This is a genomic window from Oenococcus kitaharae, from assembly GCF_025758695.1.
Taxonomy (GTDB): Bacteria; Bacillota; Bacilli; order Lactobacillales; family Lactobacillaceae; genus Oenococcus; species Oenococcus kitaharae_A.
In genome coordinates this window covers 1-26,563 of sequence record NZ_JANJQP010000003.1, presented here as the reverse complement: position 1 = coordinate 26,563, position 26,563 = coordinate 1, and the positions used below count along the sequence as shown (strand labels likewise).

Annotated in this window: 23 protein-coding genes; 3 read left to right on the top strand and 20 right to left on the bottom strand. The window is 42.8% G+C overall.

Annotation, left to right across the window (positions count from 1 at the left end; genetic code table 11):
- Positions 1–181 precede the first annotated feature (181 nt).
- Positions 182–1,543 (top strand): MFS transporter, encoded by a 1,362-nt coding sequence (locus NRF22_RS06345; RefSeq protein WP_412178725.1) that lies wholly within the window; start codon positions 182–184, stop codon positions 1,541–1,543.
- A 28-nt stretch (positions 1,544–1,571) separates the two neighbouring features.
- Here the strand turns inward: NRF22_RS06345 and NRF22_RS06340 are convergent, their stop codons facing one another.
- From NRF22_RS06340 to NRF22_RS06265, 16 genes are all read right to left on the bottom strand, one after another.
- Positions 1,572–3,311 carry an ABC transporter ATP-binding protein gene (locus tag NRF22_RS06340; protein ID WP_263779749.1) on the bottom strand — a complete coding sequence of 580 codons (1,740 nt, stop codon included), beginning with the start codon at positions 3,309–3,311 and terminating at the stop codon, positions 1,572–1,574.
- 8 nt (positions 3,312–3,319) lie between these two features.
- Positions 3,320–3,751, bottom strand: a complete 432-nt coding sequence (locus NRF22_RS06335; RefSeq protein ID WP_263779748.1) for a hypothetical protein — start codon at positions 3,749–3,751, stop codon at positions 3,320–3,322.
- Positions 3,752–3,770: 19 nt separating this feature from the next.
- A complete protein-coding gene (locus tag NRF22_RS06330) occupies positions 3,771–4,574 on the bottom strand; it encodes a hypothetical protein (RefSeq protein ID WP_263779747.1) in 804 nt (267 codons plus the stop codon).
- 3 nt (positions 4,575–4,577) lie between these two features.
- A complete protein-coding gene (locus NRF22_RS06325; protein ID WP_263779746.1) occupies positions 4,578–4,748 on the bottom strand; it encodes a hypothetical protein in 171 nt (56 codons plus the stop codon).
- A 679-nt stretch (positions 4,749–5,427) separates the two neighbouring features.
- A complete protein-coding gene (locus tag NRF22_RS06320; protein WP_263779745.1) occupies positions 5,428–6,291 on the bottom strand; it encodes an Rgg/GadR/MutR family transcriptional regulator in 864 nt (287 codons plus the stop codon).
- A 1,005-nt stretch (positions 6,292–7,296) separates the two neighbouring features.
- Complete coding sequence (locus NRF22_RS06315; protein WP_263779744.1) at positions 7,297–8,544, bottom strand: ammonium transporter; 1,248 nt, start codon at positions 8,542–8,544, stop codon at positions 7,297–7,299.
- 81 nt (positions 8,545–8,625) lie between these two features.
- Positions 8,626–9,492 carry an acetylglutamate kinase gene (gene argB / locus NRF22_RS06310; RefSeq protein WP_263779742.1) on the bottom strand — a complete coding sequence of 289 codons (867 nt, stop codon included), beginning with the start codon at positions 9,490–9,492 and terminating at the stop codon, positions 8,626–8,628.
- Positions 9,485–12,664, bottom strand: a complete 3,180-nt coding sequence (carB, locus tag NRF22_RS06305; RefSeq protein WP_263779740.1) for a carbamoyl-phosphate synthase large subunit — start codon at positions 12,662–12,664, stop codon at positions 9,485–9,487. The genes argB and carB overlap by 8 nt, the downstream gene beginning before the upstream one ends.
- 12 nt (positions 12,665–12,676) lie before the next feature.
- Positions 12,677–13,750, bottom strand: a complete 1,074-nt coding sequence (locus tag NRF22_RS06300) for a carbamoyl phosphate synthase small subunit (RefSeq protein WP_263779738.1) — start codon at positions 13,748–13,750, stop codon at positions 12,677–12,679.
- The gene (argF, locus tag NRF22_RS06295) at positions 13,747–14,760 is read right to left on the bottom strand and encodes an ornithine carbamoyltransferase (protein ID WP_412178721.1); all 1,014 of its coding nucleotides are present in this window, start codon (positions 14,758–14,760) and stop codon (positions 13,747–13,749) included. Before argF ends, NRF22_RS06300 begins: the two co-directional genes overlap by 4 nt.
- Positions 14,757–15,917 carry an acetylornithine transaminase gene (locus NRF22_RS06290; RefSeq protein ID WP_263779737.1) on the bottom strand — a complete coding sequence of 387 codons (1,161 nt, stop codon included), beginning with the start codon at positions 15,915–15,917 and terminating at the stop codon, positions 14,757–14,759. Before NRF22_RS06290 ends, argF begins: the two co-directional genes overlap by 4 nt.
- A 9-nt stretch (positions 15,918–15,926) precedes the next feature.
- Complete coding sequence (argJ, locus tag NRF22_RS06285; protein ID WP_263779736.1) at positions 15,927–17,108, bottom strand: bifunctional glutamate N-acetyltransferase/amino-acid acetyltransferase ArgJ; 1,182 nt, start codon at positions 17,106–17,108, stop codon at positions 15,927–15,929.
- Positions 17,109–17,124: 16 nt separating this feature from the next.
- Positions 17,125–18,174, bottom strand: coding sequence for an N-acetyl-gamma-glutamyl-phosphate reductase (gene argC, locus NRF22_RS06280; RefSeq protein WP_263780044.1), 1,050 nt, complete (start codon positions 18,172–18,174; stop codon positions 17,125–17,127).
- A gap of 197 nt (positions 18,175–18,371) precedes the next feature.
- Complete coding sequence (locus tag NRF22_RS06275; RefSeq protein WP_263779735.1) at positions 18,372–19,364, bottom strand: Gfo/Idh/MocA family protein; 993 nt, start codon at positions 19,362–19,364, stop codon at positions 18,372–18,374.
- 35 nt (positions 19,365–19,399) lie between these two features.
- Positions 19,400–20,740 (bottom strand): PTS sugar transporter subunit IIC, encoded by a 1,341-nt coding sequence (locus NRF22_RS06270; RefSeq protein ID WP_263779734.1) that lies wholly within the window; start codon positions 20,738–20,740, stop codon positions 19,400–19,402.
- A 27-nt stretch (positions 20,741–20,767) separates the two neighbouring features.
- The gene (locus NRF22_RS06265; RefSeq protein ID WP_007745221.1) at positions 20,768–21,790 is read right to left on the bottom strand and encodes a Gfo/Idh/MocA family oxidoreductase; all 1,023 of its coding nucleotides are present in this window, start codon (positions 21,788–21,790) and stop codon (positions 20,768–20,770) included.
- A 224-nt stretch (positions 21,791–22,014) separates the two neighbouring features.
- Here NRF22_RS06265 and NRF22_RS06260 point away from each other — a divergent pair, with 224 nt between their 5' ends.
- Both NRF22_RS06260 and NRF22_RS06255 read left to right on the top strand, forming a co-directional pair.
- The gene (locus NRF22_RS06260) at positions 22,015–22,887 is read left to right on the top strand and encodes a MurR/RpiR family transcriptional regulator (protein WP_263779733.1); all 873 of its coding nucleotides are present in this window, start codon (positions 22,015–22,017) and stop codon (positions 22,885–22,887) included.
- Between the two features lie 14 nt (positions 22,888–22,901).
- Positions 22,902–23,873: a Gfo/Idh/MocA family protein gene (locus tag NRF22_RS06255; RefSeq protein ID WP_007745214.1), complete on the top strand. Its 972-nt coding sequence runs from the start codon at positions 22,902–22,904 to the stop codon at positions 23,871–23,873.
- A 22-nt stretch (positions 23,874–23,895) separates the two neighbouring features.
- Here NRF22_RS06255 and cdd read toward each other — a convergent pair whose 3' ends face one another.
- The 4 genes from cdd to NRF22_RS06235 form a co-directional block, all read right to left on the bottom strand.
- Positions 23,896–24,300: a cytidine deaminase gene (gene cdd, locus NRF22_RS06250; RefSeq protein ID WP_007745213.1), complete on the bottom strand. Its 405-nt coding sequence runs from the start codon at positions 24,298–24,300 to the stop codon at positions 23,896–23,898.
- Positions 24,297–25,202 (bottom strand): LCP family protein, encoded by a 906-nt coding sequence (locus tag NRF22_RS06245; protein WP_263779732.1) that lies wholly within the window; start codon positions 25,200–25,202, stop codon positions 24,297–24,299. The genes cdd and NRF22_RS06245 overlap by 4 nt, the downstream gene beginning before the upstream one ends.
- A gap of 101 nt (positions 25,203–25,303) precedes the next feature.
- Complete coding sequence (locus NRF22_RS06240; RefSeq protein ID WP_263779731.1) at positions 25,304–25,927, bottom strand: RNA polymerase; 624 nt, start codon at positions 25,925–25,927, stop codon at positions 25,304–25,306.
- A gap of 106 nt (positions 25,928–26,033) precedes the next feature.
- The coding region (locus tag NRF22_RS06235) for a glycoside hydrolase family 73 protein (protein WP_263779730.1) at positions 26,034–26,563 on the bottom strand (530 nt) is incomplete at its 5' end.

Here is a 26,563-nt window from a genome sequence, read left to right as displayed (position 1 = left end):
GATTTTGAATTAGTAAGGCTGACTTTGAAAATTAATTTAAGTCATAATGAACATTGTCATTAAAATCATAAGCAGTCCAGCACTTAGAGCTGCTTTTGAAGTTTCGCTAGTTCATAGATGTTTCTGAAAACAACGAGAAAACTCACATCCAGGAGGCAGCTTTTTGTATCGAGTGAAAAATATAAGATTATTGGCTGCGATTATTTCGATCGGCTTTTTGAGTTTTTTGGGAATAGTTGTCGAAACAGCCTTAAACATTGCCTTTCCACAACTGACAGAGATTTTTGTCATTCCTATCAGTCAAGTTCAATGGTTGACTACCGGATACATGCTAGTCTCGACGAGCCTAATTCCATTTGGTTCATTCTTTTTAAAACGCTTTCGCGTGATTACCTTATTTAGAGTTTCCTGCTTAAGCTTTTTAGCAGGTACCTTGATTGCAGGCTATGCCAACAGCTTTCAATGGGTTTTACTTGGTCGTTTATGTCAGGGAATCGCTGATGGCATCGCTTTGCCTTTAATGTTCGTCACCATATTAAATCAAGTGGCACAGAAAAAAGTGGGCACATTTATGGGAATAGGTAGTCTTGTGATTGCTTTTGCACCAGCAGTAGGGCCTATCTATGGCGGCATCATACAGGACACATTGAATTGGCATTTTCTATTTATTATTTTGGTACCTTTTATTATTGCTGCTTGGGTGGTTGGCGAGCTTAGCATTAAACAGACTACACCAGTCCGTCATGTTGCTTTTGATGCGCGCGGCGGCTTTTTCTTAGCAATTTTTCTGACAACTGCTTTGATGTTTGTGGTCAACTTAACTGCCAATAGCAGTTCTGTGAAATGGAATCTGCCTTTGCTGGGCGTAGCCTGCCTAAGCGGCATGATTTTCCTTCATAGCGAGAAAAATAAAAGCAATCAATTGTTGGCATTAAGTCTTTTTAAAAATAAACAGTTTGTAAGACTGCTCAGTGCCTTTTTTCTTTTGCAATTCAGTTCTCTTAGCATGTCCTACTTAATTCCCAATGTTCTGCAAATACTTTTCCATCAGTCTCCCAGCTTGGCCGGCATTCTAGTGGCTCCCGCGGCTGTGATTGATGCCCTGCTATCGGTCGCTGCCGGTATGATTTACGATAAGGCCACACCTCGTTTACCCATTATTAGTGGCTGTGTAGTCATTGGACTGACCTTCTTGTATGCCGTGCTGATTACGCCAGACATTAGCCGATTGATTGTCATCTATATGTTCTTTATGGTCGGGCTCAGTCTGAGCTACAGCAACATCATGACCTTTAGCCTATCTCAGCTAGCAGTTCATCTAAGAAACGATGGCAACGCAATTTACATGACGGCACAATCCTATTCAGCCGCAGTGGGAATCGCAATTTCATCATCGATCATTTCTTTTATGCAGGCACAACGAGGCAATGTACTCTTAGGAACACGACAGGGGCTAGAAATTAACTTTTTGATTTTATTTTTAGTTGCCGTATTCACATTGTGGCTGTGTCTGGTAAGTTTAAAAAACAATGTGCATCCATGAATACGGGAGATCAAACCAATGAATAACTTCAACCCTGTTTGAGCAGCTGTTCTTGAACATATTTACGGTAAAGCGGGTGGGTTTTATACAGCTCATCATGTGTACCTTCGCCGGTAATTTGACCGTGATCCAAAAAGAGAATCTGGTCGGCATTTTTAACAGTTGCCAACCGATGAGCGATCATAATAATCGTGGCCTTGGCTTTGATCTTATCAATGGCTTGCTGGATGAAGAATTCAGATTGGCTGTCCAAGCTGGCTGTTGCTTCATCAAAAATATAAATATCAGCTTGTTTTAAAAAGGCCCGGGCAATCATAATCCGCTGCAGCTGGCCGCCAGAAAGATTGGCACCGCGCTCAGATAAATCAGTGTCTAATTTTTTAGGAAGTTTTTCAACGAAATCAAAAGCCGAAGCATCTTTCAAAGCTTGATTAATTTGTTCGTCAGAAACTTCTTTTTTTAATCCAATCGTCAGATTATCACGCAGCGTCCCGACCAGCACGGAACCCTGTTGAGGCACATAGGCGACATGATCACGCCAATAATGCAGGCCGAAATTTTGGATATTTTTTCCGGCCATGGATAATTCCCCTTTGCTGGGCAGATAAAACTTTTCGATTAGCGAAATGATTGTCGATTTGCCGCCGCCTGAAGGCCCGACGAAAGCCGTCACGCTGCCAGCTGGAATTTTGAAATTTAGGTTTGACAAAACATCAGCTTTCGGATTATAGGCGAAAGAGACTTGGTCAAAGACTAAGGGCGAAGCAAAAGTACCTGCCGGAACCAGTTGCTGATTGTCGGTCTCTTCACCTGTTTGCAGCAGAGCGACCAGCCATTTAGAAGCACCATTGGCTGATTGAAACTGATTAATCGTCTGAGCGATGCTGCTAATTGGAGTCATGATTTGCAAGAAATAGATAAAGAAGGAAACTAAAGCACCGATCGTCATGCCGCTTGAAGAGACCATCAGGCCGCCGATAATCAGGACAAAGAAAATGCTGGAAAAGAGGATCGTGTACTCGATTGGGTCCAGTAATGAATTGATTTTTAGAACCTTCATATTAAAACGGTACAGACGGTCGACACTGTCATCCAGCTTTTCTTTTTGCGATTCTTGGCCATTGAAACTTTTAATCATGCGAATTTCAGATGCAACTTGATTCAAGCGGCTAGAGAAATGGCCCAGTTCGTTTTGCAAACTGGCCGAAGTCTTATTTTGAATGTTGCTAATTGGTGAAAGAATTAAAAACACGGCAATCAGAGCCAGCAGGACAATCAGCGTCAAAGACCAATTAATCAGAAACAAGATTACAATCGAGCCAATTACCAAAATCACACCGCTAATAAAGGAAGAGACATTCTGACGGATCAAGAGATCAATTGATTGGGTGTCGTTGGCAATATGGTTAGAAATTTCACCGGATTGTTTATCCGTAAAGAATTTGATCGGTATATTCATCAAGCGAGCTGATGCTTTTTTCCGAATCGAGGCAATAAAAGTCTGACTGGCTTTGCCCATCGTGTAACTGTTCAACACACTGAACAAGGTGGAAAACAGCAGCGTCACAATTACGGCCAACACAAGCGGAAGCGAAAAATGTTTTCTAAAACTATCGATCAAATTCGCAATGAACAAGGGAAATACCAAGGACAAAGCAGCACTGAGGATGGAAAAAATCAGGCCAGTCGTTAATAAAGATTTTTTGATTTCCGCATATTTGAATAGTGCGGTTAACCCAGATTTTTGTTGTTTACTCTTTTTTGCCATGAAACCTCCTAAGATTTAATCCCGATTAGTCCAAAAATAATTGAAACTGGTATATCTGACAACTTGGTCATGCTAGCTAAATCATCAAAATATAAATCTGTTAACAGCCCTTTGACATTTTGTTTATCGTTACTAATAACATATAAAAGAATCAACGCTCTAACAGCAATATCGTACTGTTTTTCTTTCACAAATTGAAGATATGAGACCACCAAAATATCTGGATAATCTCGTAACATAGCCAAATTAATATCAGCTACTGCATTCGTTTTTACGATCGTATGATCAAACAATTCTTTAATAAAATGAGCCCTTAAAAATAAGGGGGCAATATTATAAATAGCTAAACTATTGCTGTGAACTACCAAAACAGACACTTTTTTCCTCAATTGCTGAATTTTATATATTAATGATTGGTTAGCTTGATCTGTATTATTCATAATGAAATAGCTCTCAATCTTAAAGTACATTTAACAATATTTTCAAAATCAGTGAGGAATGATATATATCTTTGAAATCTAATTGAGCATTTATAGACATGTTTGGGGTACTTTGCAATCCGCTCGTACCTAGTATCGGATTTATATATCCAGCTTGGACATACGATTTTTCTAAATACAAAATAATTAACTGTTGAAGGTGAAAATCTAGATCATTCATGCAATCCAGCAAAACGCTTGATACCAATAATTCTAAAAGTACATCAATATCTCTCTTAATTAGTGAAATGTACATTCCCAAGACTAGAATTTGCTTCACTCTAATTTTCGGTATTTCGTTGAAAACCATTCTACGAAAATGACTCGTTTGTTCATTAAAATACGAAAAATAGAAACAGAAATGGGTGATACTGTAAAGAAAATTTCTGTCTAATAGTACCGACCTAGGGTAGTCATGCACAATTAACTTTTTAAAACAACTATTTGACAAAATCCTACCTTCATCAATTAGATTATGGCCTTTACCTTTATACAAAACATAAATGGCATTCTTTTCCAAAAATCGATAATCTATGTTGAATTTAGAATTATTTAACGAAGAATATTGAATATTCTGTAAGTCATGCAGATCAAAGCTACGCATTAGATATGTCAAAGCTTTTTCTCGCAAACATTCAGTTCTTCGTGTTCTGAAAAGAACTTCTTCATAATATTCAGCACATGATTTGTCCGTCAAAAAAAAGAGGTGCTGATTCTTGTCGACCCAAGAAAAAACACTCTCTTTTTGGTCTAAAAGCCATTCTTGAAGATTATGATTCTCCATTCTTTAATTCCAAGAAGATAAAACCACATGTTCCAAATAACCAGAGTCTTTATTGACCACAGTGACTTTATTGGGATTCCACACAAATGTATTCATTTGATCTTTATAAATTCCATGGTTTGACAAAGCAATCGAAACTTTGTTTAATTCCTTTTTAACATTTAATTCTTTCATCTTTTTGTTCCTTCTCCTTCTCTTAAATAAGATTAACTCCAGCATAAAACTGATTAAAGAAAAAAAAGAAACTCGCAATTTTTGCAAATTTAAGTGATTTACTAGGAAAAAAAGGCATAAACTACGTAAAAATCACGAATACTTATCCATATATGTTTTATTTTGCAGCAGTCCGGCCAATATTAAATACACTGTTCTCATCTTTACTTTTAGTGTTAAATAACTAGCACTGATAACTATGAACAAATCATTGAGACCGTGTGTTTTTTGAAAATTTGATTGTCCCATAGTCATGATCACTTGTAGAGTTTGCAAATCATTCATTTAATAAAAATTGATGAGCTAGAAAAAATATAAACTGTTTTAAAACTATTCAGAATAAAAGAAACCTTTTCTGAAGTTTGTCGGTTATGATCTAAAAGCAAAGATTTCAGCGTTTGAGTCTTTAAATTTGCCGAAAAGATTGCAGCATTCTTGTTATTTACGATTTGAGCTAAACAACTAATGGACACAAAGAAAAGACTGAGCAAAAGAATAATCGCGAAAAAGGCAGAACGCGATTGAAGGATCGGTGCCCAAGAATCACGAAGGTATATGTGTACCACATCGTGTTCATAGGATAAAGACACAAAATTATATTTTTCTCATATTGCGATAATTAGAATTATTTTCTCAAAATTTAAGGAAAAGGGTATTTTTTCATGTATTCGCTATAAGAGGAAGCTATATTGTTGGACCCAATATATCTCAGAGCATCAATGAGAATTTGATTTCTTTGTGCTGCTTCTCGACTATGATAAAGTAAATTTTTGAAGAACGTAAGCTTAAATCTGGCTAACAAAAGATTCTGATTGTTTGAAATTAATTTTTCTAACTGGCCAAGTATTTTTTTGGCGTCTTGGTAGTCTTTTCTTCGATACGATATATCTACTAGATTAATCATTACAGCTAGCACATTTTCATCGTCAGGCCTTTGATAGAGACAATCTTCATATATCGAAATTAAAGCGGGAGTAGTTAATAATGCGGCCGTGTTATTAAAAACAGATAAGTAAAAGCTGTTCAAATTATCAGTTTTCATCAAATAATCTTCGATATCGTCTTGTAAAGCATTATTGTAAACGTAATCACTATTGAAATTTTTGATTAAAGAAATAACCGTGGCTGCTTTCGCTAAATTGAGTAAGCTTTTTTCGTGGAAATATGCTTGTTCTTCTTCAACTGCGATTTTTTCCAAAGTTGCAAAATCATCGGTCTGATAGACCGAACTTATTTCGGTTAAGAAGTGAGAATATCGAGAATTTACATTATAGCGAGATGGATTTTGGTCAGATACTTCTTGATAAAAATCGTCTAAACTAATATCCATTTTCACTAATAAATCTGATAAATTAAAAAAACTTAATCCTATTTTGCCAACTTCAAATTTATTAACCGAAGAACTGGCTACAATCCCCTCAGAAATCTCTTTTGTAGACAAACCCTTACTTTTCCGTTTTTTCCTGAATAGTCTTCCAGCGTCTATCACTCGATTTGTTGCCATGCCTATAGATTATCATACAAAAAAGAAATACAATCATTTTAAAAAAAGAAACAAGGTATACACATGATAGACAAAATAAAAAAAATCCTGCTAATAGCACTCGTTATTTTAGATATTATTATTATTATCAAACCTAATGGCGGCCAGCCTTTACATGAAGAACTCTTCTTCAATTTTTTTGATTAAAGCTCTTTTGTAATGAGAAAATCCGTTGCTGAAGCATTTAGCTACTTCAGTTATCAAGAACACAACTCTATATATGCCCAGCCGGCCTCGCTCATTCTTGACGTTTGTTTTGGCTTGGTTACCGACTTTTTGGGTTTTGTCGAACGAAATCTCCTAACTTTTTCTGGGTATGTCTAATGATTGCTGGCTTAAAAAGTTTGCATTTAATCGTTCGGTTGTTTTCTATCCGCGTGATTTTTTTGAATGAATCTATGCGATTTTTCTTTAGTAACTAAATCTGTTTGAGCACTGGTTTTAAAAAGGTCTTCGTTGGCAAGTTGCTGATCACTACAGTCCAAAAAACAAGTTACTCAAACTTTGATATTGATGATGTAGTTGAGAAATCACCATTTGCCCTATCGCTTTTCTGTAGAGCACTAAATCAAAATTGGTTTTCTTTGTATCTTGTTTTTGCTTATTTTGTTACAAGTTAAGTTCTCCTCTGTGTTAAATGCTTAAGGGCTCGAAAGTCATTCGTTTGATAAATATTGCCAATAATGATAGCAATATCAGCATTTTTTGGGTGCAAGTTTTTACGCAAGGGTTGCCTTAAACAAAGTATGTCTGGCAGATCCACTTGTCTAGATATGTCGGCATGCCTACAAGACCTGTGTCACACTTCATCTGGTCATTACAAATTGGATCAGCTATTACACAATACAACTAGAATATAAACAAAATTAGACAACCAATCACCGCTCGACTTTGAACAACAACTAGTTGCCTAGAAAAAACAAACGATTCAGTTTTAACTTTTTAAGTACAGGTCGAGACTCGTTTTCAATCAGCGACCGTCACAGTCGAAACGTTGTTATCAGCTACTTCACCATGTTCGCCTTGATCAAGCCCGGCTTTTTCTTCAGCACTATCAACGCGCATCTTCATGAAGAGTTTCAGAACTCTGATGATGACAAAGCTCAAGACACTCACAAAGACAATCGTAAAGAAGGTGCCAAACAACTGCAGGCCAAAGAGTTTAAAGCCGCCGCCGTAGAACAAGCCGTTCGACGCAATCGATGGATTAACAGCTTTGCTAGCAAATAAACCAGTCATAATACTGCCAATGATCCCGCAGACCCCATGACAGCCAAAAGCGTCTAAAGCGTCATCCAAACCAATACGCTGCTTGATTTTGTTGACAAAGAAGTAACTGGCCGCCGCAGCGACGAGTCCGATCCAAAATGAACCAGCCACTGTGACATAACCTGTCGCCGGCGTGATACCGACCAGACCGCACAGAGTCCCATTACAAATACCTGACAGCGATACTTTGCCCTTCAAAGACATTTCTATCAGCGTCCAAGCCATCATTGAACTAGCCGTCGCAACCGTTGTTGTCAGAAAAGCCTGCACTGCAATTTGATCGACTCCTAAAGCAGAGCCGGCATTAAAACCGTACCAGCCGATCCATAGGACGGTCGTACCCAGCAAAGCCCAGGACAGGTTATAGTGTTTTTCCTGTAAATTCTTGCGGAAACTGTCGCGCTGGCCCAAAGCATAGGCCAAAACTAGCGCTGTAATGCCCGCGTTGATATGAACAACCGTCCCACCAGCAAAATCAATCACGCCGAGTTTGGCCAGAAAGCCGTTTGCCCAAACCATGTGAACCAAGGGGTAATAAATGAAAAGTGACCATAATGTCGTAAAAGCTAACAAGAACTTAAAACGCAGGCGGCCGACTACCGCACCCACAAACAAGGCTGGCGTAATGACCGCAAACATCATCTGAAAGACCAGATAGATACTAGTCGGAATTTTCGTCGCGGTCAGAGCTGTCAGTTTTACGCCATGTAAGAGAAAGCCCTGCAAGCCGCCGACAATACCGGAGAAATCGCCGATAAAGGACATTGAGTAACCAAAGACGACCCATAATAGCACGGCCAAACTGCACATAATGAAGACGGACGTCAGTGTATTGACGACATTCTTTTTTGATCCGAGGCCCGCGTAGAAGAAGGCCAAACCCGGTGTCATAAACAATACCAAAACACTCGAGATAATTAGAAATACAGTATTTGCTCTATCCATAAGTTAATAATATAGGGGATTTTGTGTCTGCTTATGCCGAGATTGTCAGCTAAGATGACAGCGGTCTAGACAAGCTGGCCATTAATCACTAATCAAGCTGCCATAACCGCGATCAGAAAAAAGTTCCAGCAAGAGCGCATGCGGCACACGGCCATCCAAAATCACTGCTTTGTGCAAACCAGCCTGCATGGCTTGGATAATTGCTTCCAGCTTGGGAATCATACCACCTTGGATTGTTTCCGAAGCGATTAATTCCTGTAATTGTGTCACTGTGAGATCGCGATACAAAGAATCTGGATCCGCTGGATCTTGTAAAATGCCGCGGACGTTGGTCATTAAAACAAAGGATTCAGCTCCTAGTGCAGCGGCGATTTCAGCAGCTGCCGTATCAGCATTGATATTGTATAGCTGACCCTCGCTGTCGACACCAATACTAGCAATCACAGGCATGTAGCCCTGTTCCAAAGCCAGAGTCAGCAGATCAGGATTGATGTTCATGACATCCCCGACATAACCTAATTTAGCCGAACGCTGTTTGGCTTGAATCAAACTGCCGTCGACGCCAGAAAAGCCAACAGCCTTGGCACCAGATTTAATCAGGCCGGCCACCAGGCTTTTGTTCACTTCACCAGATAGAACCGCATTAATCAGCTGCAAATCCGTTTCATCTGTGTATCTCAAGCCGTCAATAAAATGCGTTTCCCTGTTGGCTTGTTCCATAGCGCGATTAATCGCTGGGCCGCCGCCGTGGACAAGTACAATTTTGATGCCGACAGTCTGCAGTAGACACAGGTCGCGCATGACCGACAATTTCAGCTGGTCGTCCGTCATTGCATTCCCGCCGTATTTCACGACAATCGTCCGGCCAGCATATTTCTGCATATAAGGCAGCGCTTCTAATAATAACGCAGCCTGTTTTTGCGAGGCTTGATCGACTAAATCACTCATGTGCGACCGCCTCTCTATCAGCTGCTTGTTCGTAAACAACCATCTCATTAGGCTGTGGCTGCTGAGTTTTTAAAACAGAGACATAGGCTTGCGCCGTTTTAAATGAGGTCATAACAATCGCGGCTTGTTCAACTGCTTGGCGGCGCAGATCTTTCATGGCGGTGGATTGAGATTTCGAGCTTAACAGCAGTTTAATCCCACAAGCTGACAGACTGTTTTTCGTGTTATCCCAGTGTTCGACTGACAAATGATGTGCCTGCAAAAACTCACAGCTTTTGGCATCGGCCCAGACTGCCAAGCCTAATTGTGCCAAGTCTTCAGCTAGAGACAAAAAGTCCTGATTTAATGTCTGACCGACTAATAAGACTGAGCCATGAGTTAGCAATGGATATCCCGCAGCCACAAAAGCTTTGTCTAATGCGCCGTTCACAGTATCGGCCACGCCCATGACTTCACCCGTGGACTTCATCTCTGGTCCCAATAAGGCATCGACACCCGGCAGTTTACTAAAAGAAAAGACAGGTGCTTTGGCGTAGACTAAGGGCCCGACTGGCAGTAATCCCGTGTGAAAACCAAGGTCTTTCAATTTCCGGCCCAAAATGACTTGAGTCGCCAAATCAGCCAGAGGAGTTGCGGTCGCTTTTGAGATAAAAGGCACGGTCCGAGACGCTCTCGGATTAGCTTCGATGATATAGACTTTTTCCTTTTTTACAACGAATTGGACATTCATGAGGCCAACCGTCTCCAGCCCGTGAGCCAATTTGATAGCTGCTTGCAGCATTTGTGCTTGCACAGCCGGACTGAAACTCTGGCAAGGATAGAGTGATATCGAATCGCCAGAATGGACGCCAGCACCTTCGACTTGTTCCATAATGCCGGGCACGACAGCCGTTTCGCCGTCGCTTAAGACGTCAACTTCTGCCTCACGGCCGACTAGATAAGCGTCAATCAGCAACGGGTGCTGCAGGGATAGAACAGCCGTTGACAAATAATCGACCAGTTCCTGATCATCGTGGGCAATAATCATGGCACTGCCGCCCAAGACATAAGAAGGACGCAGCAGCACCGGATAACCAATTTGCTCAGCGGCCGCTTGCGCTTGTTGGGCACTATAGACAGTCTGCCCAGTCGGTTCAGCCAGTTTTAAATCCATGACCAGTTTGGAAAAGGCCTTTCGATCTTCAGCCTGCTGAATAGTTTGCAGACTGCTGCCCAACAATTTCACGCCAGCATTTTGTAAAGGTGCGGCTAAATTAATCGCAGTCTGACCACCGAATTGGACGATCACGCCAAGCGGTTTTTCTAGGTCGACGACATTTAAGACGTCCTCTAAAGTCACAGGCTCGAAATAAAGTTTGTCAGACATCGAAAAATCAGTCGAAACGGTCTCTGGATTAGAATTGATCACAATCGCTTTATAGCCAGCCGCTTGAATGGCCTGCACAGCTTGAACGGTCGCATAATCAAATTCGACACCTTGGCCAATACGGATCGGGCCGGAACCTAAGACGACAACGCTATTGCCGAGGGGGTTAGATTCGTTTTCCTGTTCGTAAACTGCATAATAATAAGGCGTCTGTGCCTGGAACTCGCCGGCTGCTGTATCGACCATCTTATAAGTAGGCAGCAGATCTAGGCCAATCCGGAATTGACGAATTTTTTCAGCCGATGACTGCCAATAACGGGCAATCGCAGCGTCAGGGAAACCCGTTTCTTTAGCTTTTTTTAACAGATCTGCATCAAAAGGATGAGACTTTAATGTTTGCTCCAGCTGCACCAAATGGGCAATTTTTTCGATGAAAAAGCTGTCGATACCGGTCTTGTCATGCAGTGTTTTTTCATCAACACCACGGCGCAATAATTCGGCCAATTGGAATAAACGCTGGTCACTTGCCGGTAAGAGTTGTGCTAATAACTGGTTACTTGTCTGATGGGGAAAAAGCACATCATCCAAAGCTAAAGCACCAATTTCCAGCGACCGTATCGCTTTCATTAAAGCCGTTTCGATATTGCGGCCAATGGCCATCACTTCACCGGTGGCCTTCATTTGTGTGCCTAATTGCCGATCGGCCGTCGTGAATTTATCAAAGGGCCAGCGTGGAATTTTAGCTACGACATAATCAAGCGCTGGTTCAAAAGCCGCCTTGGTCTGACCGGTAACCGGATTAAGCAGTTGGTCCAAAGTGCAGCCGACTGCCAGTTTGGCAGCCAATTTCGCGATCGGATAACCGGTCGCTTTAGAGGCCAAAGCTGACGACCGGGAAACACGCGGATTCACTTCAATGATGTCATAAGACTGGCTATGCGGATCCAAAGCCAGCTGAACGTTGGCACCACCCTGAATTTTCAGCGCCCGGATAATTTTAAAAGCTGCATCACGCAGAGACTGATAATCGTGATCCGACAGCGTCTGCACTGGAGAAAAGACAATCGAATCACCTGTGTGGATGCCGACCGGATCAAAATTTTCCATGGACGCAACAACCAAACACTGATCATCAGCATCACGCAAGACTTCAAATTCGATCTCCTTATAACCGCTAATGGAGGCTTCAACGAGAATCTCTGTGACAGGCGATTTGGCCAAACCATGAGCGGCAATCTGCCGCAATTCAGTTTCGTTATTGGCAATCCCACCACCGCTGCCGCCTAGCGTATAGGCTGGCCGGATGATTAAGGGATAACCTTGTTTATCAGCAAAAGCCAATGCCTGAGACAAATTTCTCGCGATCTGTGAAGGCGGTGTCGGTTCGCCCAACTGTGCCATTAAGTTTTTGAACTTCTCTCGATCCTCAGCCTGCTCAATCGCGTCTAATTTTGTCCCAAGCAGCTCAATACCCAGCTCATTTAAAATACCGTCTTCAGCTAGCTCCTTGGCCAGATTCAAAGCTGTCTGGCCACCCAAAGTCGCTAAAATGGCCTGCGGCATTTCTTTATGAATAACAGCCTTCACAGCCGGCAAAGTCAGTGGTTCGATGTAAACATGATCGGCCGTCTTAGGATCTGTCATGATCGTGGCCGGATTAGAATTAATCAACACGACTTCATAACCAGACTCTTTTAAGGCCAGACTCGCTTGTGTGCCGGAATAATCGAATTCAGCTGCCTGGCCAATGATAATCGGGCCAGAACCAATCACGAGAATTTTCTTAAACGTTTGGATTTGTGACATGTGTCCTCCTTTTTATGTGAGTTGTTGTTTGGTTTGACCGATCAGCTGCAGGAACTGATCGAAAATTGCCTGGCCATCATGCGGGCCAGGTGCAGCGTCTGGATGAAACTGGACTGAAAAGGCCGCGTCCTGAGTGGACTGAAGCCCTTCAATCGTCCCGTCATTAATTTCTCGGTATGTGACTTGCAGTTTTGTGCCTGGAATCGAAGCTATGTCAACTGCAAAACCATGATTCTGTGCCGTGAAAAAAGCCTTGCCATCGTCACTTTTGACAGCATGGTTAAAACCACGATGACCAAATTTCATTTTGAAAGTTGTCGCGCCGTTAGCCATAGCAAACAGCTGATGTCCCAGGCAAATACCTAATAATGGTTTAGCCTGCTGCAACTGGCGAATTTCAGGCAGGACATCAAGCCAATGTTCGGGGTCGCCAGGTCCGTTAGAAAGTAGAATGCCGTCCGGATGAATGGCGAGAACTGTTTGAGCGGTTGTTCTTCCCGGAAACACAATCACAGAACAGTTACGTGCTGCCAAAGCCTGAATAATGGATTCTTTAATCCCGAAATCCATCACAGCAATCAGCGGGCCATCCCCTTTTGCGGCTATATGTTTATGCACTGCGAGTGCTAACAAAGACGGCAAAACATGCATGCCTGACTGCAAGCTTGCAATCGTTTTGTCGCTTACTTCATCCACCAAGCTGGCCGCCATGACACCTTGGTCGCGCAATTCTTTGACTAGTTTCCGTGTGTCGATGCCTGATAAGCCAGGCAGTTGTTCGGATTTTGCCCAAGCATCCAAAGACATTTGACTGCGCCAATGACTGGGCGTGACTGCCGCTTCATGCACAATCACAGCGGCAGCCTGCGCTTTGCCGCTTTGATTGTCAGCAACGTTAATACCGTAATTGCCGATCAAAGGATAACTGAAAACAATCAGCTGCCCTTGGTAAGATGGATCGGTCAACGTCTCTTGATAACCGGTCATGCCAGTGTTGAAGACTAGTTCACCACTGGCGGAGACATCAGCACCAAAAGCCTCACCGCTGTAAATAGAGCCGTTTGCTAAAACAAGATACCGTTTCATAACTCTAAAGCCCTTGGAATAAATAAGTCGCCTAAGGTCGCGGCCATGACAGCTTTAATCGTGTGCATCCGATTGGCTGCCTGCTGGAACTGATGGGCATATGGTGCGTTGAAAACCTCATCCGTAATTTCCATCTCTTTGAGGCCGAATTTTTTAAAAATTTCCTGCCCCATTGTTGTATTCAGGTCGTGAAAAGCTGGCAGATCGTGCAGTACGACTGTGTTGGGGTTATGCGTTTTAGCAACTGTCTTCGCATTAAGCTGATAAGGCTGCAGCAGCTTAATCCGAGATTCCCACAAATCCTCTTCGCCCATCGAGGCCCAGACATCCGTGTAGAGCACATCGACACCGTCGACTGCTTTATCCAGATCATCACTGATAAGAAAGTTGTCCGAATATTGACTGGCTAGATTAATCACCTCTGCATCCGGCTGCAGGCTCTTCGGGCCGACCAGATGAATTTCAGCACCCAGCATCGATCCTGCTAACAGGAGTGAACGAGCGACATTATTGCGTGCATCTCCTAAATAAGCTAATTTAATCCCTTTGATGTGGGCGAATAATTCATCAATTGTCATAAAATCAGCCAGCATCTGAGTTGGATGCCAGTCGTTTGTCAGGCCATTCCAGACCGGTACTTTAGAATAAAGGGCTAGATCCTCGACATTTTTTTGTTCAAAGCCACGGTATTCAATCCCATCGAACATACTTCCCAGCACCTTCGCCGTATCGGCCAAAGATTCTTTTTTGCCAAACTGAATATCATGTGCCCCGAGGAATTCGGCATTCGCACCTAAATCCTGCGCGCCGACCGTAAAAGAAGAACGCGTCCGAGTACTAGTCTTTTCAAACAGCAAAGCGATATTTTTGTCAGCCAGATAATCATGCTGAATATGTTTTTCTTTTAATTCCTTGAAATACTCGGCCAATTTAATCAGCGTATAAAATTCATCAGGTGTAAAGTCGGCTTCTTTGAGAAAGGAACGTCCCTTAAAAATATTCATTGTCATGCTGTTACCTCGCTTTGTTTTTTAATCACAGATGCAATTGTATCCACGGCAGCAGCCAGATGTGCTTCATCAATAATCAAAGGCGGCAGCAGACGCAATGTATTGTGTTTGGAAGAGAGTGTCAAATAACCCGCCGCCTGCAAATCACTGATCACAGATGTGACTAGCAATGAATCGGCTAGTTGAATGCCGATCATCAGGCCCTGTCCGCGAATATCCTGGACTTGCGGAAGATCCTGCAGCTTCTCTTTTAATAGTGAGAAAACAAAGCTGCCTTTTTGCGAAACATCTTTTAAAAAGCTATCAGTTAATTGAGACAAAACAGCATTGGCACTAGCCATTGCCAGTAAGTTACCACCAAAAGTGGTCCCATGAGATCCCGGCGTGAAAGCCGAACCCAAGACTTTTTTGCCCATCATGGCGCCGATCGGAATACCGGCTCCCAAAGCTTTAGCACTGGTAATAATGTCAGGCTCCAGACCATAATGCTGAAACGCAAAGGCAGATCCGGTACGGCCAATACCGGTCTGGACTTCATCGACAATCAGTAAAGCACCACAGGCCTTAGCTTGGGCGGCCAGCTGTTTTAGCCAATCAGGATCAATCATGTTGACGCCGCCTTCACCTTGAATCATCTCGACAATCACAGCCGCAAAAGAATCATCCAGTAGGTGCAGCGCGAAGGGATCGTTATAAGGTGCCACCACAACACTAGTCTGATCAACGAAAAAGCCGCTCTTAATGCCGGGGTAGTCGGTTACCGCCAACGAACCGTAAGTCCGGCCATGAAAAGAATCCGTAAAGGTCATGACCTTTTTCCGTCCTGTGAATTTATGCGCCAGTTTCAAAGCAGCTTCATTGGCCTCAGTCCCGGAATTAGCAAAAAAGGCTAAATAATCAGAGCCGGCAAGCTGTGTCAGTTTACCAGCCACTTCTTCTTGAAGGCTGCTTTCATAGAGATTTGAAACATGCCACATTTTATGCAGCTGCTTGTCAACGGCATCCACAATCGCCGGATTATGATAGCCGAAACTCATCACGCCAATACCACTGGCCAAATCTACATATTCTTTGCCTTGTTTATCAGTCAGATGAAAATCGTGGCCATCGACCAATTCAATTGGAAATCTACTGTATGTATGAAATAAATGTGTCATTTTTTCTCCTTATGTCCTGTACATGGCGTTAATTTTCACGTAATCGTAAGTCAGATCTGATCCCCAAGCCTGGCCTTTTCCTAGCCCTCGGCCTGCCGATACATCGAAAACAATTTTCTTGCTTTTCACGGCTGCTTCTAAGGCCGGTAGATTCTCTGCAACAATCTCACCTTGATCAATAACTAGCACTTGATTAATGGCCAAGGCAATCTGACCAGCTTGCAAATCCACACCCGCGTTACCAATCGCATCAATCACACGGCCCCAATTAGGATCTTCACCAAACGCCGCCGCTTTAACCAAATTCGAACCGACAATTTTTTTAGCAATCATACGGGCCTGCAAATTATCACCACTACCGCTGACATTAGCTGTCACGAGTTTTGAAGCGCCTTCACCATCTTCGGCAATTTTGATTGCCAGATCCTTCATCAACAGATACAGGGCTTCTTTAAATTCATCGTATTCAGGGCTGCCGGCCAAAATTTCAGCTTCCTGGCTTTGACCATTCGCCAGCACGAGCAGCATATCGTTTGTCGAAGTATCGCCATCAATCGTGATCTGATTGAAAGTGATTTCTGTCAGTTCCCGCAACAGTCTTTGCAGCAGCTGGCCATCAATACTGGCATCCGTACAGATAAAGGAAAGCATCGTTCCCATATTGGGATGAATCATGCCGGAGCCTTTCGCCATACCAGTCATCGTGGCCTTGCCAAACTGTAATGCCGCCACTTTTTCCTTTGTATCAGTCGTCATAATGGCTTGGGCAATCTGGGTACTCTGACTTTTTTGAAGTTGGGCAATCCCGGTCATCATTTTTGCCATCGGCAGTTGTTCACCAATAATGCCTGTCGAAGAGACAGCGACCAGATCCGGTTCAATTCCTAGTTTCTTGGCGACAATTTCCTGCTCGCTTAGGGCGTTTTCATATCCTTGCTGTCCTGTAAATGAATTGGCATTAGCTGAATTGACGATCACAGCCTGCAGCTTCTGGGATTTTTTAACTGTCGCTTGCGTCAGGACGACTGGTGCTGCTGGGAACTGATTTAATGTGAAAACGCCAGCAGCATCGGCGGCAACATCCGAGACGATCCAGCCTAAATCTGGTTTATCAGGATTATGCCGTAAATTCGCATGCAGCCCATCGCTTGAAAAACCTTTGGGCCAAATTAATTTATCCAAAATTTCCATTTTCTCTCCTACTCTCCTATACAAGTGCTGGCATCAGCGGCAAGCCGGCCAACGGATCAAATCCAAACAGCTGATTCAAATTCTGTACAGCTTGTCCGGCTGCACCTTTTAACAAATTATCGATAACACTCACGACGAATAAGGTTTTTGTCACTGGATTGTACTGCCAGCCGATTGCAGTCAGGTTGCTTCCGACAACATCTTTGATAGAAGGAAATGCCGGGCCGCACAATTTAATGAAAGGATCATCCTGATAACTGTTTTCAAAAGCCTGACTAATTTTCTCTGTGATCTGTGCCTTATCATCTCCAACCCCATCAGGAATCTTGACGTAGATGCTGGCCATAATACCACGCGTGATCGGCAGCAGCGTCGTCGTCATCTGAATGGCGTTTAAATGCGGGTCAAACAGCTGCAATTCCTGCATAATTTCTGGAATGTGCTGATGCTGATTAACTTTATAGAGGCTGAGATTATCGTTGACTGATACAAAATGATTAGACGCACTGGGACTTTTACCAGCACCAGAAACACCAGACTTGGCATCGACAATGATCGATGACAGATCAATCAAATGCTCTTTGACTAGCGGTATCAGCCCTAAAAGCACAGCCGTTGCATAACAACCAGGATTGGCGATGTAATGAGCTGGATGCTGATGCGTTTCCACAAGGCCGTAACTGGCTTTAGCCAGATAATCATGATCGGCAGCGGGCTTGTGATACCACTTTTCGTAAGCAGCAGCAGCGTGAAGACGAAAATCACCAGACAAATCAATCACTGGAAAGCCAGCTTGGATGAAAGGCAGCGCGATGTCTTTTGTGACACCGGCTGGCGTAGCAAAAAAGACGAGATCTGTTTTTGCCATAATCACATCAGCATCAAAAACTGAGATCACAGGGTCAGCTTGGTGGAATTGGACAAGCCCAGCAATTAAGTCAGAAAGGTGTTTTCCAGCGTTAGTCTTGCCAAAGAGTAAAATTTTATCGACATTGGGGTGATTTTGCAGTAATTGATACAGTACGCTGCCTGCATAACCCGTTACGCCGACCAAAGCAACAGTCATATTCATGAGATTCTCCTAAATTTGAGTACAAAAAAACAGTTAACTTACACAAGAAAAAAAGTGTCAGAAAACTGTTTTATCGTCGAACGATATTAAAAGAATGGAATGAACTTGTCGCCTGTAAGTGCGTCATAATTAACTTGATATTTACTATACACGCTTTTGACAAAAATGCAAGAACATGAAATTAATTTTTATTAAATAGCTGATATATGCAGGTTTGGCCCAATTTGTGTACGCGCCTGTTCCAAAATACGCATGACCTGATAACTGTGATCAAGCATTTTCAGCATCAAATCCCAATCATCATCAGCAATCGCCTGGTTAAAGGTCTTAAATTCGTCATACATACGATGCTGACCGACTGGCACCGTTGTCAAATCTTCGTCATCCGTGTGCAGGGACAACGCTGCTAATTGGTTAGTCGGGCTTTGGACGCGAATGAAACCTTTTTCGCCCTCGATCACACTACTGTCGCCTTGCAACAATGAATAAACATCCTTACCTGCAATCGCAGCAACAGTGAGATCCGGATAGGACAGGGACAGTACACCCGAGGTATCAACACCATTCACAATGTTCGGCGCATAATGAATGGCCCGAGGCTGCCCAAATAATCCGACAGCCAGATGAATATTGTAAACATTCAAATCCTGCAAGGCACCACCACCGCGGTTAACATCGAAAGCTGGCAGAATCGTACCAGCTTTGAATTGATCGTAACGGGAAGAGTATTGTGAATAATTCAAAACGGCTAAATGAATCGGGCCTAATTTAGGCAGCCAATCCTGCAGTGTCTGGAAGTTGGCCAGATACTGGTTGCTGATCGCCTCATATAAATGCAGATGACGCTTCACAGCTAACTGTTTTAATTCGTGAAATTCAGCTGTTGTCTGAACAAAAGGCTTTTCTAGTATGACGTGTTTGCCAGCGATCAAAGCTTTTTTCGCGTAAACAAAGTGCAAGTTATTCGGCAGGCCGATATAGATCGTGTCAACATCCGGATCTGCTAACAAGGCGTCCACATCTGTATAAATTTTCTGAATCCGGAAACTCGTTTGGAAGGCCTGCATATTTTCCAGATCAGCTTCGCGGCCGAAAATCGCCTGCAGATTAATTTCCGGCAATTGGCCGACCATGCTGAGAAAATCTTTCACAATTTTTCCAGCACCTAAGATTGCTAATTTCATAAAAGTTCTCCTTTTCGTTTAATAGATGAAATAACTTAATTGACGGCTGATTTTAATTCGCCCTCAACTTCCTGCTTGGCTGCCTCTTCAGCAGCTTTCTTGTTCTCGGCATCGACGGCTAATTTATCAGCCGTCTTGAAGAACGGCAGATAAACAGCTACAGAAATTAGAATCTGGACAATATTCAGAACTGCACCACGCCAGCCGCTGACCAAGAATCCAGCGATGATCGGCGGTGTCGTCCAAGGAATATTAACTCCGTTAGTTAAAGGAACCAATCCGATACGCATGGAGATATAAGCGACCAAAGCCATAATGATAGGGTTCAAGATAAAAGGAATCACCATCAAGGGGTTTAGCACAATTGGCAGGCCAAAGATAATCGGTTCATTAATCGTGAAGATTTCCGGCCCAATTGCCAGTCTGCCAATCGCTTTGAATTGCTTAGAATGAGCAAAGAATAACAGCAGTAAGCACAAGCCGAAAGTTGCACCAGAGCCGCCAATCTTAATAAAGTTATTGTAAAATTGATAATTCACAATATTTGGAATCGCTTTACCCGCTGCAAAGGCGGCCGCGTTTTGAGCTGTTAAGGCCAGCCAAATTGGCGTCATGACACTGCCGACGACGTTGGCACCATGAATACCAAAAGACCACAAGAGGCCTTCAATTAAAAGAACCAAGATAGTCGCTGGTAAAGAACTTCCCAAGATTGTCAAAGGCGTTTGCAAATTGGTAAAGATAAAACTTTGAATCGATCCAAAGGATGTCTGCTCAAAAATAATTCTAACCAGATTGAAAATGATCACGACAAGCGCCAATGGGATCAGGGACGAAAATGACTCCGAAACATTTGTCGGCACAGCATCGGGCATCTTGATTTTCCAGCCGTGTTTATCGACAAAATGCAGTATTTCAACGGCCAAAATCGATACGATCATGGCAACAAACAGACCTGAAGCACTCAGATTGTTCATGGGAATACCGATACCTAAAGTCCCATTTTTAAAAGTGTACATAGGTGTGACGACAAAGAATGCGGCCATGGCTGAAAAAATGGCACTAATTTTATTTAAATGATATGACCCCGCCATTTCATTAGCGACTTCCACAACAATATAAATGGACATCAAATTCATTGAAATGTTATAAGGGATATTAAAAATGCGCTGCCAGCCAGTACCAAAAATGCCACGCATAAAACCGGCATAAGCGGGAATTGGCAAATTAGCCAGAAGAATGAAGAAAGAACCAACAATCAAGATGGGCATAGCTGCAATAAAGGCATTTTTAATCGCACTGAGATAACGATTTCCATCTAATTTAATGGCAATTTTGGACATTCTCGTTTGAAAAGATTGCATGAATTTTTCCATTTTTAAAACCTCTAAAATTCCGTGAAACTATTCTTGAATCTGCTTGATCGCCGTCTCCAACATTTCAAGCTGTAACACTGTCTCTTCATCTTTGACCGGTTTTTCTTTGCCATTGACAATCGCATCATAGACAGCAGCGTACATTCGGCTGTAGTCGCCTATTTCAGATTCGACTTTCTCTTCGTGGTACTTGCCGGCATCATCGAGATAGGTTAAAGTGCCGTAATCTTCGGGCCGGTCAATCCCGAAGTCAGCATGGTCAGGCATGTAAAAATGTTTCAAATCCACTTCTTGACGATCTTTTTCCTGTTTGACAAAGACACCTTTTTTACCATAAACAACAAAACTAGGGCGTGCTTTCAACCTGAAATAACTGGACTTGACCGACACTTTTAAAGGCCCGTCGTAGAACAAATCCAGATCAAAATAATCATTCATACGCCCCTTGCCCAGCAGCTGGCGAACCTCAAAATGTGTGCCCCTCGGTTTGCCGAAAAAGGAAATCACCTGATCCAGAGTATGGCAGGCATGTCCATATAAGTAACTGTTGTAGACAGAAAATTCCTTAACACTTTCTGGTACTTCGGGCCGGAAATAGTCATAACTCATTTCGACTTCCAGCAAATCTCCGAGCAAGCCGCTTTTAATCACTTTTTGTGTGGTCAAAAAATCCGAATCATAACGCCGGTTCTGGTAGCATTGAACAAACAAGCCTTTCTCTTTAGCTAAGCTGAACAGTTCTCTGGCCTGAGCCGAAGTTTCTGTGAAAGGTTTTTCGACCAGCGCGCCCTTGCCATGCTCCAAAACATCTTTAGCCAAGGAAAAATGCGTATTGCTGGGTGTGGAAATCACGACCAGCTGGATCTCCGGATCGTCATAAATATCATGAATGTCATTCGTATAGTTAATGCCATCAATTTTTGGCCAACTGCTGTCGGGCTTTCTTGAATAAATCGTCTTAACTTTGATCTTGTCTTTCAGCTTCAAAGAAAAAGGCAAGTGGTAACGATTTGCGCTTTTCCCGTTTCCAATGTAAGCAATGGTCAGCATTTCATAAAACCTCCTGAAATAACTTCTTGATTTGGTGTAAAGTTATCTTCCAAAATTATTGTACGGGCTGGATTTTGTGAATTGATAGCGTTTTGGCAAGCTGGTCAGGATTACCAATAAATGAAAGCGCTTTCTTTATCTTTGGCCCTTTTGTTCAGCTTCTCGGCCTATGAAGACAGGCGCGTTTTCGAGTGAACAAATATAATTAAGAATGAAGGTGAATCATGCTGCTAATCGATAGATTGAAAAATCAGGACAAGCTCACGGCGACAGAAAAAAAGATTGCCGATTTTGTTTTGGAAAATTTGACCGACATTTCATCAATGAGCATCGAGAAATTAGCCAAACAAAGCTACACGTCGCATTCGGCCATTGTGCGTTTTTCCAAAAAAATGGGCTTTGACGGCTACAAAGAATTCCGGATCGCCGTATTGAAAACGATCCAGGCGCGCCTCTATAATGTGGAAAACGTTGATACCAATTTTCCCTTTACGGCCACTGATTCACCGCTTATCATTGCCAAAAAACTAGCTGATTTGACTGTGAATACGATTAAAAGAAGTTATGCCCAATTATCAGAGGACCAATTAATTCAAGCTGTCGATATGTTAACCAAGGCCGAACGGATTTTTCTATTTGCGGAAGGCGATTCTCAAATTCGGGCACGCAGTTTCCAAAATAAGCTTGTCAAAGTCAACAAATTTCTGATTCTCGGCGAAGAATATGCCGACGAAGACTGGACTGCAGCCAACATGACACCCAAAGATTGCGCGCTTTTTATTTCTTACGGTGGTAAAGTCCGGCAATACGGGCGCATGCTGAACTATCTAACAGATCAAAAAGTGCCAACGATCGTCATTACTGGGAACCCTAAATCTAAAATAATTGAAACAGCCAGCTTGGCACTAGTTATTGTTCAAGATGAGTATGATTTTCTAAAAGTTTCCACCTTTTCGTCTCAGATCAGCTTTGAATATTTATTGGATACACTCTTCTCAATCCTATTTGCGCGTGAATACAATCAGAATATGATCAATTTAAAACGTAAACGCGGCATTTTGGAGATCGGCCCGTTGTCAGGCAAAAAATATTACTAATAAAGAGGTTGCTTATGATTAAATTTGGAATTATTGGTGCTGGCCATATCGCCAACCGTTTTGCACAAAGTCTGGCGAATTTTCCGGATGCTGAGCTTTATGCCATTTCCGCTCGCAGCATGGATAAGGCTCGCGCTTTTCAGCAACAGCATCCTAGTGAACTGATTTACGACCATTACCAGGCACTTTTAGACAATCCACAAGTACAAATCGTCTATGTTTCTTTGCCGCATGGCCTGCACCGGGAGTGGGTCTTAAAAGCACTGGATGCCGGCAAGGCTGTGCTGTGTGAAAAACCAGCCGGAATCAATGCACAACAGACCCAAGATATCATTGATAAAGCCCGGGAAAAACAGCTCTTTTTCATGGAAGCGATGAAAAACCGTTTTACACCAGCCTACCAAAAAATTAAAGAATTGGTTCAGGATGGTGCAATCGGTCAACTAATTAACATTCAAGCTGCCTTCTGCCGTATCCTTCCAGAATCACAAGCAACTTATCACTATCAGCCGATCCAGGGTGGTGCCTTACTGGACATGGGCATTTATGATATCAGCCTCGTCGAAGATTTTTTCAAAGGGCCGCTGACAATCGGCCAAGTGGATTATAAAATGCATGAAAACGGCATCGAAATTTATGCTCAGGCGCAACTATTGGGCGATAACTTTTCAGCCCAAGTCACAGCTGCTTTTGATCGCGATGCACCAACTAGTGCGGTCCTCACTGGCAGTAAGGGAATAATTACGATTGAGAATTTCCACCGTCCCCAGTCCTTCAAATTGCAAACAATCGAAGAAAACCAAGAGTTTAATCTACCTTATCAGCATGATGATTTTCACGGTGAAATCCAAGAAAGTATAGGTGCGATCAAATCCAATATTAATGAGAGCCCGGTGATGTCGCTCAGGGATAGCATTACCTGTGCCAAACTAATTGACGCTATTAAAAATAAAATGCCTGACTCACAAGCTAAGCAAAACAGCTAATAGTAGTTTTGTAGGTGGTTTCTTAGGTCAGCTCGATAAAAGAGTCAGGCAATAGATGGGCTAAATCAGTCTGCAAAACCTTTCCGTGTGTGTTCGTCAAAAAAATCGGCATATCTTTCTCAAACCACTCTGCCATCACTTGGCGACAAGCTCCACAAGGTGCGATAGCGCCATTTGTCTTGCCTGAAACAACCAAAGCTTCAAATTTCTGGTGCCCAGCCGCAACGGCTGAAAAAATGGCCGTGCGTTCAGCACACATTGTAGAACCGAAAGCCGCATTTTCAATGTTGCACCCTTGAAAAATCTGGCCATCGCTAGTTAATAGCGCCGCACCCACTGGAAAATGGCTATAAGGAATATAGGCTCTGTCCAGCTCTTCGTCAGCCATTTGTTTTAATTGATCGTATTCAGGCAAATAGTCTGTCATTGTAAGGCATTCCCCAATTCATTATGCACACGGTCTTTTTCAGCCTGACTCATAAGCTGCATGGATTGGCCATTGATCATAGCACCAGTCCCGCGCATCTGATCAGATTGAATATTGTTGAGCGCATGGCGGTAATTCAAAGCCAGGTTCTTAAAGCCGCCAAAGGACATGTCCGTCAGAACATTAGCTGAGACAGTATTGAAAAAACGCTGATTGAAAATGGTTGTCGGATTAGAAACGGCTTTAGCTAAGATGGCCTTGATCACCTGTTGCTGGCGCATCTGGCGGCCGTAGTCGCCGTTAGGCAGATCAAAATGGCGTTCACGCACATAAGCTAACAGCTGATCACCTTGCATATTGTAGGTGGTGCCATTAATAAAGGAATGGCCGAATTCGGTAAAGGTCAGATTCGAGGTTACAGACACACCGCCCAGAGAATTCACGATGGACTCTAGGCCGCCCATGTTGATCAAAGCATAACCATTTAATTTGATGCCGGTTAGCTTTTCAACCTGCTGAATCGAGGAATCAGCTGAGCCATACGCATAGGCCGCATTGAGTTTGACCATCTGGCCATTGACATAAATCGGCGTATCGCGCTGCAGGCTCATCAGTAAGGTCTGCTGCTTTTGCGGATTGATCACAGCCACCATCATGGAATCGGTGCGGCCCTTATAGTTCCGGTCCAAAGCGCCGGTATCGGTGCCCAATAACAGAATGGCAATCGGCTTGCTGTCTTTAGTCAGCGTCTCTACCCGGTCGGCTTTTTTAATCGTCTTAGTCGGCTGCTGCATCTTTTGAATGGCACCGTTAGTCCGCCATAAAGCGTAACCGCCGATACCAACGACGACTAACACAGCGGCCAGCAGCAGTGAACAAAATCCAATTATCCATTTTTTCATCAAATTGTCCTAACTGGCATTTGAAAATAAAATATCATGCCAAATCCTTGTCTATAATAGCAAAAAATGGCTAAACAGGGCTAATAAACATCAGAGGTTAATCATTTCCTTTGAAGTTCTGCCAATCTGGCTGGTGTTACGACGCGGGCGGAGAGGTTATTTGTATAGCTTATGGCATCGTTCTGCTGATAATAATTACGCATGGCCTGATCAATCGAGACAGAGAAAGGCGCCGTAATCGGCCTGGTCACCTGAATTTGATTATTGACGATACGGATTTTCGCTGATAAAATATCGGAAATGCCCGCAAAGCTGTCAGCATTCGGGACATAACGATGAATTTCGCCATTGTTGATCGACCCCGTCATATCCCAATAATTGCTTGCAAAATCAAATTGATTGTTAGGTTTAGCGTTTTGGTTGGGAAAGGCCGCTTGAATCAAAATAGCGATTTGGTGGACAAGATCCAATGACTGCCATTGTATCTGCTGAGTCTGAGATGATGAAGATGTACTTGATGAGGCAGATGAGCTGCTAGCAGCTGAGGATTCTCTTGATGATTGTGTTTGAGACTGACTGCTTTTTGAAGAAGACGTCCCGACCTGTTTTTTCTGATCCTGATTGGACGTGATGGTTAGAGATCTGGTCAGCAGGAATCCCGCTATGACCAGCACAATAACAGCCAGAATCGAAATAATAATTTTTCCGCTCGTTCTTTTAAACATGGCACACCTCTTTCTGTGAAAAATGATACCCGTCAATTAGGCGGTTGTGACTGTCTCTGTTAATTATCTCAAATAAGCGAACCAACATAAAGATATCAGCAAGGAGTTAATTAGCATCCAGAACATTTAAATTGTAATTTTCAATGACCGACACCAACAAATGTGAATAAGATGGATCAGTCGCGTAACCATCTTGCTGAATATTAATGGCCGCTTGTGCGTAACTTCCGGCAATACTCCGAGCCACATTACTATATCGATTGCTTGATTCGCCGGACAGGCCATGTACCATTTTGTCCACATAGTCGTTAAATGAATTTAAAATACTCGAGTAGGTATTGAAATCAGCATTTATTGTATATGGACGACCGTTTTCATCATACTCAGTTGTTGGTAGATTGACAGACCCGTTGGCAAATTGTGATTTGTTTGCTTTGATGCCAAATAAATTATTGTTCGGACTCAAAGCTAGATCGCTCGTTCCCCAACCAGACTCTAAAATTGCCTGAGCAAGCATGATCGAAGCATATAAATCATTGGTATTTGCTGCTGTAACTGCATCATTAACGATGCTATAAAGCCACTGCTGCTGTGTTGAACTAACTCCTACTGAACCCACAAGAAGCTGGCTAGTCT